At 47.7% G+C, this 13,705-nt stretch carries 7 protein-coding genes; 6 read left to right on the forward strand and 1 reads right to left on the reverse strand.

The window, feature by feature from the left end:
- The first annotated feature begins 31 nt into the window (after window positions 1–31).
- The 3 genes from R3D00_02260 to R3D00_02270 all read left to right on the forward strand — a co-directional run bounded on the left by R3D00_02260 (window position 32) and on the right by R3D00_02270 (window position 5,181).
- Window positions 32–1,249, forward strand: coding sequence for an NAD(P)/FAD-dependent oxidoreductase (locus R3D00_02260; GenBank protein MEZ4771976.1), 1,218 nt, complete (start codon window positions 32–34; stop codon window positions 1,247–1,249).
- Window positions 1,250–1,522: 273 nt separating this feature from the next.
- A complete protein-coding gene (locus R3D00_02265) occupies window positions 1,523–4,345 on the forward strand; it encodes an ATP-binding protein (GenBank protein ID MEZ4771977.1) in 2,823 nt (940 codons plus the stop codon).
- Between the two features lie 38 nt (window positions 4,346–4,383).
- Entirely contained in the window at window positions 4,384–5,181 is a 798-nt protein-coding gene (locus R3D00_02270) for an SDR family NAD(P)-dependent oxidoreductase (protein ID MEZ4771978.1), read from the forward strand.
- A gap of 123 nt (window positions 5,182–5,304) precedes the next feature.
- Here the strand turns inward: R3D00_02270 and R3D00_02275 are convergent, their stop codons facing one another.
- Complete coding sequence (locus R3D00_02275; GenBank protein MEZ4771979.1) at window positions 5,305–6,384, reverse strand: DUF1295 domain-containing protein; 1,080 nt, start codon at window positions 6,382–6,384, stop codon at window positions 5,305–5,307.
- Between the two features lie 265 nt (window positions 6,385–6,649).
- Here R3D00_02275 and R3D00_02280 point away from each other — a divergent pair, with 265 nt between their 5' ends.
- From R3D00_02280 to R3D00_02290, 3 genes are read left to right on the forward strand one after another with little or no spacing between them, the layout of a single operon-like run.
- Window positions 6,650–7,501 (forward strand): discoidin domain-containing protein, encoded by an 852-nt coding sequence (locus tag R3D00_02280; protein ID MEZ4771980.1) that lies wholly within the window; start codon window positions 6,650–6,652, stop codon window positions 7,499–7,501.
- A 33-nt stretch (window positions 7,502–7,534) separates the two neighbouring features.
- Window positions 7,535–9,421 carry a discoidin domain-containing protein gene (locus tag R3D00_02285; protein MEZ4771981.1) on the forward strand — a complete coding sequence of 629 codons (1,887 nt, stop codon included), beginning with the start codon at window positions 7,535–7,537 and terminating at the stop codon, window positions 9,419–9,421.
- A gap of 37 nt (window positions 9,422–9,458) precedes the next feature.
- Complete coding sequence (locus R3D00_02290) at window positions 9,459–13,628, forward strand: hypothetical protein (protein ID MEZ4771982.1); 4,170 nt, start codon at window positions 9,459–9,461, stop codon at window positions 13,626–13,628.
- Window positions 13,629–13,705 lie beyond the last annotated feature (77 nt).

The following is a 13,705-nucleotide window of genomic DNA, read 5'->3' on the forward strand; positions in this document are numbered from 1 at the left end:
CCTGCTGGCTGTCGGTGAAAAATAATTCTGTATGAAAATCGCAGTTATAGGCGGCGGAGCAGCCGGCTTTTTTTCAGCCATTTCAGCCAAAGAAAATCATCCCCATGCGCATGTAGTGATTTTTGAAAAATCGCAAAAACTCCTCTCCAAAGTCAAAATATCAGGTGGCGGTAGATGTAACGTTACCAATGGCTGCACCGATGTCGCCGAACTCTGCAAAGCCTATCCACGCGGTGGCAGCAAACTCAAAAAAGCCTTCCATATTTTCAACACAAGCCATACGATGGAGTGGTTTGAGTCTCGGGGTGTGCCGCTGACCATACAGGAAGACAATTGTGTATTCCCCGTCTCCCAGGACTCCCAAAGTATCATTGATTGTTTTATGAATGAGGCAAAACGGCTGAATATTGAGATAAGAACTGGTGCCGGAATACAGGCCCTCCGGCAGGAAGGGCAAAAACTGGTGCTGGATTTTATTTCGCCCGGTATGACTTCCGAGGTTTTTGATAAAGTCATTGTTGCCACCGGCGGTTCTCCCAAAAGGCAGGGACTGGAATGGCTGGAAAACATGGGCCACCGGATCGAATCACCCGTCCCTTCTCTGTTTACCTTCAATATGCCCGAAGAACCCGTCACCCGGCTGATGGGCATTGTAGTAGAGCAAACGCTTGTAAGCATTCAGGGCACAAAACTAAAGTCCGACGGACCGTTGCTGATTACACACTGGGGCATGAGCGGCCCGGCGATATTAAAACTGTCGGCTTTTGGGGCGAGGGTGCTTGAGGAAAAAAACTACGAATTCAAGGTTCAGGTCAACTGGGTGAATGAAAAAAACAATGATTATGTGCAGGAAAAGCTGGTAAATATTATGCAGGAACATCCGAAAAAAAATCTGGCCAATTTCCGGGCTTATGCATTGCCGGAGAGACTGTGGTTGTATCTGTTGGAGAAAAGCAGCCTCTCTTTTGAACATAAGTGGGGCGAACTGGGCCAAAAGTCCCTCAACAAGCTGATCACTGTTCTTACCAATGATATCTATTCGGTAAAGGGAAAAACCACTTTCAAAGAAGAATTTGTAACCTGCGGAGGCGTGAGCCTGCAAGACGTGGATCTCAATACGATGCAGAGCAAAGTCTGCAAAAACCTTTATTTTTCGGGCGAGGTACTGGACATTGACGCCATCACCGGCGGGTACAATTTTCAGGCAGCCTGGACTACGGGTTTTATTGCGGGAAAATTGCAGGATTGAGCGTATTGGAAAAAATAGGGCAGAGAACTTTCGCTCTCCACCCTGCTGTCAAAAATGACGTTACCAAATTTTAACTAAACCCGTCGCTACTTTTATAGCCTGTTTCTGTCCCGGAAAACTAATGAGATATCAGACTGTCCATGTAAAATTGGACAATATGCTCATCCCCCAACAGCGTAAAAATACCTGATGTTGTAAAACAGGTGTTTTTACGGGGTGAGCAGGTACTTTTACCTGCTTTTGCGATAATGAAAAATCCACTACCTTGCCTTTATGAAACCGCGGAGCAATCATACATTCAGAAATATCCTGATCAGCGTGTTTGCGTTTTTCAGTCTCTTTGGTTGTATAAAAGCCCAAAATATTATCTTAAACGATCAGCTAGTCGATTTCCGGGATTCCCTTTCTATTCACCCATTTGCCCAAATCCTTACAGTATCTGAGGGCAAATTATCCTTTGATGAAGTCGCTAAAATGAATGTCGGGGATGATTTTGAACCTTTTGACAATATTCCCGCCCCAATACAAAATAAAGGAACCTACTGGCTTCACGTAGAAATGACCAACCCCGACTCCATAGAAAAGCAGTGGGTTTTGTTTCTGGGTTACGAGCAGGAGGTCGAAGTATTTGGCGCAGGACAAGAAGTGTTATTGGGAACGATGATTCCCCAGAGTGAAAAAAAAGGCAATCTGGAACCCGGACTTTTTCTCAGAGATGAAGGTTTTAGCGGTCAGATCCTGCTGAAACTGAAAGCAAAAGAGACGCGAACGATCTACCTCCGCATCAAAAGAACCCGAAACCAGCCGCGGTTTCTCCATGTAATTCTTTTTACTACAGACTTCTGGGAAAAAATTACCCAGCCGGAATTTCGTCATTTCAATCAGGGGGTTTATCAGGGTATGATCTGGGCATTGATTCTCTACCATCTGCTGTTTTTTTTCACAACCAGAGACCCTGCATATCTCCTCTACTGTATCTATATGGCCAGTATTTCAATGCTCACATTGGGGGATTTTGGATACTGGTATTCTCTGCTGGAGAATTATCCTTTCGCAGCCTGGATCACTCTGCTGTTTTTACAGTATTTCGTAGGGATTATGACCTTTGTGTTTATGCAGAGTTTTGTGCAATTGAAGCGACTAATGCCCAAATGGAATCAGCGGGTAACATGGTTTATCCGGGCGAATATGATACTGCTTCTGACTCAGGCAGTGATTTACCTTATTACCCAGGATTACGCCGTGGTGCAGTTTGGTAAATGGCTGATTGTGCCTTTTGCGGTTGTAGGCATATTCTTCTGCTACCTTCTGATCCGGTCGCGCGATACGGTTGCGCTGTACTTTGCAGTTGCAGGCGTGGTGCTGAGCGTCGTAATCATGGTCAATGGCATCTTTCAGCTTTTGGAAGGAAAACAAATCCTTCTCGAAACCCCCTACCACCATTATTACATGACTCAGATCGCCGCTATAGTTCACCTCATGACATTTGCTATTGGTATGGGCTTTCGAAGACGACAGATCGATATGGAAAAACAACGTGTCGTCGAGCTGGATACGCTCAAAACCCGCCTTTATACCAATATCACCCATGAATTTCGCACGCCGCTTACGGTCATCATGGGTATGAATGAACAAATTCAGGGACATGAGCAGGAAAAAAAACTTATTCGCCGCAACAGCCAGAACCTCCTGCGCCTCATCAATCAATTGCTGGATCTCTCCAGGTTGGATTCCGGAAAACTGGAACTTCACAAAATCAACGGAGACATTGTATCTTATTTGCAATACCTTACGGAATCCTTTCATTCTATGGCTGCCGAAAAAAATATCCGGCTTACCTTCTATTCGGAGATTCCCAGTCTGACCATGGACTACGATGAAGTAAAGTTGCAGCATATCGTTTACAACCTTCTGTCCAATGCTATTAAGTTTACCCCTGAAAAGGGGAAAATTGTGTTCCATATCCGGGCCATACAAAAAAAGGAAATGTCCTTCTTGCAAATGATTGTGCAGGACAACGGAATCGGTATTTCGCCCCAACATTTGCCTCACATCTTTGACCGTTTTTACCAGGCTGATGATTCCTCTACCCGAAAAGGAGAGGGAACCGGCATTGGTCTTGCCCTTACTCGTGAACTCATCGACCTGATGGGCGGAAAGATCACCGTAACCAGCGACCCTGAAAAAGGTGGGAGCGAGTTCAAAATATGGTTGCCCGTAGAAAATAAATCGGAAAAACAAGCGGAACAGCCATCACTACCAGATTTGGAAACATTGCCTCTGCCAGGCAGGGTAGAACCAGGTTTGGAAAAAGAAGATTTTGACAATATCTACCGGCCGATCTTATTGCTGATTGAAGACAATCCGGACGTGATTGTCTATATCCGGACGCTGCTTCAGGCCGATTACCAGATCTATTTTGAAGAAAACGGCCAAAAAGGCATTGACAAAGCGCTGGAAATCGTGCCTGATATTATCATCAGCGATGTGATGATGCCCGAAAAAGATGGATATGAAGTCTGTCAAATTCTGAAAGAAGATCCACGAACCAGCCATATTCCCATTATTTTGCTTACCGCCAAGGCATCCCCGGAAGACCGGATTGAAGGGCTGAAATACGGGGCAGACGCTTACCTGACCAAACCGTTCAATAAGGAAGAACTTCATGTTCGATTACAAAAACTCGTAGAACTTCGCCGCCGCTTGCAAATAAGATATACAGAAGATATCCAGGAAACTACCAGTTTGAAAAAATCAGCTCAACACCCTATTGAAGACGCATTTATCAAAAAATTGCGGGAGCAGGTAGAGGCCCATATAGATGATACGGAATTTGGCGTGTCCCAGCTAACAGAATCCGCTGAGATGAGCCCGATTCAGCTTTACCGTAAGCTAAAAGCACTGACAGATAGTTCGCCCTCACAGTTTATCCGTACCATAAGGCTTCAAAAAGCGAAAAATATGCTCATAAATACGAATCTCACGATCTCCGAAATCGCTTATGATGTGGGTTTCAGCGATCCCAACTATTTTTCACGAATGTTTTTGCAGATGTATCGCACTTCCCCCGGTGATTTCAGGAAAAAAAATAAATAGTCCGGATCCTATTGGAATTCTCTTATTTCGAAATTCTTATGTCGCTAAAACAAACCTACGGCTCTCGGGCCTTAATTGCAGGAGCATCCGAAGGATTGGGTGCTGCGTTTGCCCGTTATCTCGCTGCTGCCGGAATGGATCTCGTACTGATTGCCCGGCGCAAAGAGCCACTTGACCAGCTCGCTGCCGAACTTACCAGTGCCTATTCGGTCAATGTTCAAAATATCATTTGCGACCTCTCAGATCAGGATGCTGCCAGCCAGATATCCGCCAGCCTCCAGGGCCAGGAAATCAATATGCTGGTGTATAATGCCGCGCTCGCTTATATCGGAAAGTTTGAAGACAACGACCCCGAATATTACCAAAAGATGGCGCAGGCAAATATGGTTACCCCGATGAATCTGCTCCATCTTTTGGGAAAACCCATGCTCGAAAAAGGAAGAGGTGCCTGTATCATGATGGCCTCCCTGGCCGGATTTCAGGGAAGTGGTTTTCTCGCTACCTATGCTGCCAGCAAAGCCTTTGACCGGATCCTGGCAGAGAGCCTTTGGTATGAGTGGAAAAATCGGGGCGTGGACGTTATTGCCTGTTGTGCAGGAGCAACTGCAACCCCCAATTATGTAAACTCCAACCCGGGAAAAACAAGCCCTTTTGCCCCCAAAGTCCAAAGCCCTGAGGCAGTCGTAAAAGAATGTTTTAGCCATTTGGGTAAACGCCCGTCATTCACCAGCGGTCGGGGCAATAAGATCGCCACATTTTTTATGCAAAACCTGTTGCCCCGAAAAATGGCCATCAATATTATGGGCGACACAGCGAGGCAAATGTATGGGCTGTGACAGCCAACCACCAACCACCAACCACCAACAGCCAACAGCCAACAGCCCCTCTACTCCCTCAACTCCGCCAGCTCAAATTCAAATCCTTCGAGCACGGATTCTCCGGAAAGGGTCTGGCTGAAATCAGTAGATATAAGGAATGATTTTGTAAGGTACTTTCTTTACATATTCATCCCAGAGTGGGCCATATTTGAGCGCACAGCGTTTGTTGTCATCCATTTGCCGGGGAAATAGCAGGGCAACGTAATACAACGGATACAGCCACGGCCAGAAAAGCAGCGGATGACCTGTGCAGAGCACGATACCCGTAGCCATCAGTATCTCCCCCAGATAGTTGATATGCCGGCTTTTCCCCCAGAAACCATTGACCAGAAGATGATTTTTTCCGTCGGTAATCGTTTCGGGCGTAATACCCAGGAAAGCTTTTTGGGGATCTTTTTTGAAGTAATATTTCTGGAGATTGGCGCCACGGGACAAGCCCCAGCCCAAGAAAAAGATCAGCACATACAATGTCAGCAACCAGGCAGGCGTATGGGCAGGCGGGAGCGAGGCCGTTGACCAAAGAGGAACGCTGTAGAAATACGGGTAAAAAGCAATACAACCCCAGCCCAGCTTAAAGCCTACCCGCTCTGCAAAAAAGTCGTAGGTGTACAGATGCACTTCCTCAAATGTGAGATAATCTACAATAAAAAACGAGAGCAGGAGTGCGGAAGCAATAATTCCGGCACTGGCTTCATGGCCAAACTGAATATGGTGATAACCCGCAAAACTCAACACATTCAGCGCAAGCATCACGGCACCCACGAGATATAAGTACATCTTTGCATCAACTTTTCCATTCCAAAGCTGAGGGTTTTCGAGCCTGCCCAGGAAAAAGTCTGTAAGAAATGACTGCTTGACCGAGGGGTACGGAACCACCAGCACCAGCGAAAAAATAAGCCCCGCCACTATTGCCCCCGCCAGTCCGTACCAGCGGTTGAGGTACAGCCATTCCCAAGCCATCAAACCTGTATAACCCAGGGCAAACCAACCTGCGACTACCACAAATAATACCAGCAATCCGTTGAGGCGATAGGTGAGTTTTTCGTCTAATCCTGTTCTTTTGACATACCCCACCACCTTGCGGGCGGGAAGTAAAATATGCAAAACAAATACAATCAGGTAAACCAAAACCGGGGCAAAAAAAGCAGCGATGTTTTCCATGCAGAGCAGATTAAATGCTTTTTCAAAAGTTCGGAAAATACAGATAGCTGGCAAAAATAAGGATTTTTTTTAAGTATTGAGGGTGTTTTGCAAGTGTCTGTATTTCAGTCTTTTAGCACATATTTTTCAACCAGGATGAAAAATATGTGCTGAATTTTTTCCCCTTTCGGAGTATATGTCCTGCATTTTGAAAGATTCATCCAGAGGATTTGCATACGGCCCGTGAATCTTTGGATCATACTTTTTACAAACAAACTTTATCATTATGAAAATGCATTTTTTTCTGCGCCTTTACATGGTGCCAATGATCCTGATTGCCGGCTATTCACTCCACGCCCAGCCGGAAATCGCTAAAGGAAAACCCGCTACTCAATCTTCCGATTACCACCCCACGCTCGGACAAGCCGGAAATGCGGTTGATGGCAATACTTCGGGTGTCTGGGCAAACAGATCGGTCACCCACACGCTTGACGGAGGATCTGCCTACCCCTGGTGGGAAGTAGATTTGGGAGAGGATTATCAGATTCAGCGGATAGAAATATGGAACCGCACCGACTGCTGCGCCAACCGGATGAATAATATGGAAATTCTTGTGAAAGATGAGTCGGGAAATACTACATCTTTCCTCCATGAAAATTATACGTACCGCGCCGATCAGACCTATCCCCTCACCTTTACAAATGAGGTAACTGGTCGTTATGTAAGAATCCGGTTGAATACCGATTATGGAATCCTTTCATTAGCTGAAGTAAAGGTGTATGGCAACCAAACATCTGTACCCGAACCTGACCCATATGTCTACACCGATTTAGGCAGACCTGATCCCTACAGGAACTTACTCAATTTGGAAATGATCAACCACAGTGACTGGAAGATTCGTTATTGTTTTGTTCCTAAATACGGTGGCAATTCAGACTGGGTGGTATTAAACCCCAATAGCTCAAAAGGCGATTCCTATTTCGACATAACCGAGCTTAAAGGTGTCCAGATTCAATGGCTGGATATTGTCACCTGGAAAACCCTCAACAACATGGCCTATTTTTCCCAATACGGGCAAGACTGGAAGTTCACTGTTACAGGCAGAGTTTTCCCTTATCAAGCCATTGACTTAAAATAATTCACACCTTCCCCAACCCAAAAATCAGAAAAAATGAATTCCATCATATCAAATATATTGAAGCTGTCAGGCAGTTTCCTGATACTACTAGGCACCTCATACAGTCTCCACGCACAGACAGAACTCGCCCGGGGCAAAGTCGCCCGTCAGTCCTCCAACTACAACGCCAGCCAGGGGCTTGCAGGGAAAGCAGTTGATGGCAATACCTCAGGGGCATGGGCCAGCGCATCCGTAACGCATACAGTAGGGGCCGGCCAGGCAAATCCCTGGTGGGAAGTGGATCTGGGTGCAGTCTATGACATCGAAAAAATCGAAATCTGGAACCGTACAGACTGCTGCGCCGAACGCTTGAGCAATATGCAGATACTGATCAAACAAAGTGCTTCGGATGCAGGGCAACCGTTTCTGACCCAAAGCTTTACCCACCGGGCCGGACAGACCTATCCCGCGACTTTCAACGGAGTCAAACGCGGCAGATACGTGCGTATTCAGTTGAATACGGCAAAGGAAATTCTCTCTCTGGCAGAAGTCAAAGTATATGGAAAAACCATGGCTGCGCCAACCCCTGCACCGGTAACCGGAAGCACAGAGGTTGCCCGGGGCAAAGCCGCCAGTCAGTCCTCCAACTACAACTCCAGTCAGGGTCTTGCCGGTAAAGCAGTTGATGGAAATACTTCGGGCTTATGGGCCAGCGGATCCGTAACTCATACGACAGGAGCCGGAGAGGTAAACCCCTGGTGGGAAGTGGATCTCGGTGCTTTGTATGATATTGACAAAATCGAAATATGGAACCGCACAGACTGCTGCTCTGAGCGCCTGAGCAATATGCAGGTTTTTATCAGAAATTCTGCTCAGGACAGAGGGGTACCATTTTTGAAGGAAAACTATTATTACAAAACTGGAACCACTTATCCGCTTTCCTTTACCAATTCAAAGCGGGGCAGATATGTGCGCATACAGGTGATTAATCCCAAAGCCATACTTTCCCTCGCCGAAGTGAAAGTATATGGAAAAGCCGTAGTCACCTCCTCCAGCAATCCGTCTCCCTCCAACCTGGTCGCAGAGAGTTCTTCCGTCTGGCCAAACGCCAGCAATATCCCCGTCTGCTGGGAAACTTCAGGCTGGGATAAAGAGAAAAAATGGGTGAAAGAGGCCGTAGCCAATTCGTGGGAAATGAAGGGCAATGTAACTTTCACCGGCTGGGGACAATGCAGTGCCGACGCAAAGGGAATCAGGATCAAAGTCTCCGACGAAGGGCCTTATGCCTCTTTGCTGGGAAGTCAGCTCGATGGACTGAAAAACGGAATGGTGCTGAACTTCTCTTTCAACAACTGGTCCCCTGTACTGAAAAAGAAACGCCAGTACGGAATACGGGCCACCGCCGTGCACGAATTTGGGCACGCACTTGGCTTCAGCCACGAGCATAACCGCTCCGATTGCGGCTGCGATGATAAGGAACCCCAGGGATCTTACGGAGACTATGCCATAACCGATTGTGATGCATCCTCTATTATGAATTATTGCTCCGCTGACTGGAGCAACAACGGGCTTATGAGCAACCTCGATGAGCAGGGAATCCAGATATTATATGGCCCTTCAAAAAAACCAGCAAGCAATGAAACGGGCATTTTACGGCTGAAAAATGAAGGACTTACCCAGATATGGTTTAAAGTCACCTATCAGACACATGGCAATGTGCCGAAGTCGGAAGAAGTGTATCTCAATTTCAACGAATCAAAAGATTTCAAAATTGACCGCTGGGCGGTTATCAAATCTGTTGAATGCCAGTACAAAGACCTGTTTACATGGAGAAGAACCTTTTTGGAAGGAATATTTGTATTCGACTATAAGGACGATATCATTTGTTACCGGGTTGTAGGCCCGAACGCATGGAGATGTGATACCGGAATTGACGAATAAATCCCTGCGCTTCCATTAACCCCATAAATCTTCAACAATGAACAAACAATCATTTTTGACAAAAAGCACAGTAATGTGCTTTTTGTCTATAATCTATACGCTTTCGTCTCTTTCAGCACAAACTAACGCTGATGGCGAACAACTCCTGAAAGAAACTATTTCCACCTGGCAGGTACTGAATACCAATATTCAGATCAAAAGCCTTAAAAATCATTTATCTCCCGACAGTGTGCGCACCCTCAGTGGTTCGGGTACTTTCTTCGGGCAAAATGTCGGACTGGAAGTGGCATTCAAAGGTACGAAGGAGATCCGAAGGGTGATGATTGATTTCCCTGCGCTGGCCACAATCACGACCGACCACTTCAGACAGCTTATCGGCAAAGATTTTAATGCCATCTTCCCTCAGGGTTTTGGTACAGGGATAGGCATCAAACATTTTGAAATAGATGTCGAAAGTAAAAAAGTACAGAATGCGAATATCATTATGACCTTTGGTACCTGGGCACCTGACAGCCGGTCTGCATCCCTCAAATTATCTGCGATCGAAGGGGAATTTGGGTTAATGGATATCCAGTCACGCGAGCCGAATGTAGTTGTCGGCCTGAATAGCCAACTGCTGCTTCCCAAAGATGCGGCCAACTATATCGGGATCGGCACTACCACTTTGGATGTGAATGGTTATGTCAATACCCAGACGATGAAAATAGCCTTGGGAGCAAAACTTACCTCAGAGGAAATTCCCCTCGTAAGTGACAAAAGTGTCGTACTTAAGGAGGCCCGCTTTCAGTTTTATTTCGAAACCGGAAAAGCCGGCCTCGCCCTTGGCGGGCAAATGCAGATCAGGCCGCCCGGCGAAGCACCCATTACCCTCAACGGCGAAATTTCCGTGGACATTACCGGCAAAATCTATGGCGAAGCCTGGATGGATCAGGACGACTATATTCAAAACCCTTTTGGTATTTCAGACAAGATATTCATCGAAAAAGCGGGTCTCGGCTTTGGGGTGGACTTTAAAACTACACCCATCCCGGCGCCAAGTATCGCGATTGAAGGTGGCATTTCGGTAAGAGATTCAAGGACTTCTGCCCCGAGATTCAGCGGCAGCGTAACCATGGGAATTGACGCTACCCAGCTCAACAAAACCATGATCGACGCAGAAGTCGGGCCTTTGTATCTGGCCGATATCGTGGACGTGTTTCACCCAAGCGGGCCGCCCGCCGAATTTGCCGATGTTCTCCGGAAAATCAGCTTCCAGAAACTGCACATGACTGTGGTTCCTCCCGGTGCTCCCATTACCCTGTTTGGCCGTACTTACGAACCAGGGTTTTATGCTGAGGGCATATTCAACTATGAGGACTTTACCGGAGCCATGTTTATCGATATCAGCGAAGCAGGCGTGGAGGCATTTGGTGGCATGTCGCCGATCATTCATCCGGGGTTTGCGCTTACAGGCACAGCGCCTGGTACCGGGCCGCATATTTACCTTGCACTCAAGCCGGCAGAACAGGTGCTGGCCCTGGCGGTAAATGGAAAACTGGAAGTCCTCGGCGCCTCTGCGCTGGCAGATATCTACCTCAGCGATGCAGGGTTTAATGCCCTGGTCAGAGCCGAAATCATGGGCGGATTTACCGCCGCACTCGACATCGCCGGCACAGATTTGCTGAAAGGTGGAAGCATCTATGTCAAAGCCTCGATGACTGCTGAGGATAACCTCGTACAGAAAATCACGCGGGAAGCCTCCGATGAGATCAACCGAATGGCCAATGAAACTCAGCGGGATGTGGACAATGCGACCCGCATGCTGGAATCGCTTCGCCCTCAGTTGAATGCCAAAGCAAGCAAGCTGGCCGCAAAGCAGGAAGAGGTCCGCAGAGAGTATCAGTACCAATGCGGGCTTATTGATCAGAAAGCCAATCAGGAGCGCGAGCGCGCCCAAAAAACCCAGCAGATCAATAATCTCAAAGCCGAAATCAACCGGCTGGAAGCCGCGCTCTCTACCGACAGGTTTCGCAGCGCAAAACCTATCAAAAGCACTACCTGTGGTGGCAACAGCAAACAGTTTGGCGATTATTGTTATACCTGTCCGCAAGGATTTGAATGGAATGGCCCGATTCCGCTAAATGACGCAAGAGGTTGTATCAAAAGGGGAACTACCCTTTATGCAAAGGCAACCTACAGCAAAACCGCCCCATGTAACCCGGGGCAGATATTCAACTTCCCCAACGCCGGATGTTATGACTGCCCCGCCGGATACCGCCCTTCTGAAGCGGTCATCGATATCAACGCCAGCAATCGTTGTTATAAGGTTGTGCCCGATCAGTTTGCTTACCCGGTAAAAGGCGAGAGTATAGCCTGTACGGGGCGGAGTTTTCCGGATCTCACTACCGGGAAATGTTGGGAATGCCCTTCGGGATATGAGCGTAAAGCGACATTTGAAAGCATCACCGGCCCCAAAGCTTGTGAGCTCGTCAATCTCGCTGGCCGCGAGGCGACGATTCGCAACAAACGTCTCGAACTCGCGGGGCTGGAAACCAGCCTGGTTACCATTACCAACGGAATCGGAGAACTTGCGACTAAACTTTCGGGTGTAGCTACAGACGTATGCCAGAAAGTAAACAATACCGAAGCCATTAATCTGGATTACCGGGTAGCACCCATATTTGCCGAGTGGTCAGCGCTTTCCCTTACCGTAAATGAATACCAGGACATCGTCAAATTTAGCGGCGAGATGACTGTCAACGGCTTGCGGGCAACAGCGTGGATTGCCCGGCATGGCGGGGAAGCCCTCGGCGTAGTGCAGATCAACTCCGCGAGTTTTGAAGGATGTTTGAGTACGGTAAATGGCGGATATGTCGCAATGAAAATCACAGGAAAATTTGCCGACCAGCCCATCAGCGGATCTTTTGACATCAACCTCAACAGCCCGGAGGCAGGTATCAAAGCCCTGGCCAATATTTTGATGGGAACCAATTACCCGGTAGCCGTGAGGGGAAATGGCACATGTACACGACCCATTGTATCACGCCCCGACATGGCCGGAACCAAAATCGCCGATATGCTGGCTACAATCAATAAAGGAGCCAATAACAAACTTTCTGACCGGCCGCAAAAAGAAACACGCCCCACCTGGACCGGCAAACGACAGTTTGATGAAACCTGGGCAGATCCCGCCAAATTTGACGTTCGTACCAACAACGCCACTTCCGGCGATAACCCTTCCGGATCCTCGTCTGGATCTTCTTCCGGGTCGCCTTCAGGTGGTTCTACAGGCGGATTTGTGAGGGCCGGCAAAATGGAAACGAATGTTGCAGGAGTGTTTTCAATATCCGTGGGAAACCAGGCATTCACCTACTTCAATAGCCAGAGCAAGACCAGCGGGAATCTATACCAGATGAAACCCGAAGGTAAATTTGGCACCCTGGCTATGGAGCATACAGATGCCCCGGATAGTCCCAGTGAACTGGCAGTTTCCTATCAGGCTGACAACCGGACGTTTATCATGTTGTACAAAAAGCAGCAAGGGGAGGTCTACAGAATTCCGCTGAAATCAGACGGCAGCCCTGACTATACCAAAGGAATATCACAGGCAGGATGGCGGCAGAACTGGGATCATATGACTTCCTTCAGGCTTGGGGGAAAAACCTACCTGTTTTGCTTTGACAATGTAAGCGGAATAGCGGAAGTATATGAAGTTTCCGGTGCAGATGATGCTACGATTGTGGCCACTACATCTACGATAAATTTTGGCCCTGGTTATATACATGTTACCGTTGCAGAAGTAGGTAGCAGTGCCTATTTGATCGGCTATCACCAAAGTGGGTATATCGCCCTGTTTGAGGTGAAGGCTGGCGGTATTTTTAATCCCAACGGCACATATGCTATGCGCAATGTGCGCCAGACATGGAGTGCACTTGCGCCTTACCGGGTGGGCGGGAAAACGTACCTCCATTTGTACGACAAAAGCACGGGCGACACAGAGATTTATCCTATTCAGGCGGGCGGGACACTTGGCGATCGCACCTATCTGTCAACCGGCTGGATGACTGACTGGGATGTGGTCATACCCTATAATGTCGGAAACAAAATATTTAATCTGTATTACCACAAGGCCACCGGCAACAGCCAGATATGGGAGCTCACGCCTGATGGGAAATTCGGCAATCGCACCGCAGCCTACACCAGAGGCGATATTCAGGCCGGAAATTGACAGGCTTTCCCGGCAGATATCTGCAATCTGTAAAAATAAAGTGTGCGCTGTGTGTACGAATGGCACACACGGTGCGC

The organism is Bacteroidia bacterium, assembly GCA_041391665.1.
In the GTDB taxonomy this organism is placed as follows: Bacteria; Bacteroidota; Bacteroidia; order J057; family J057; genus JAGQVA01.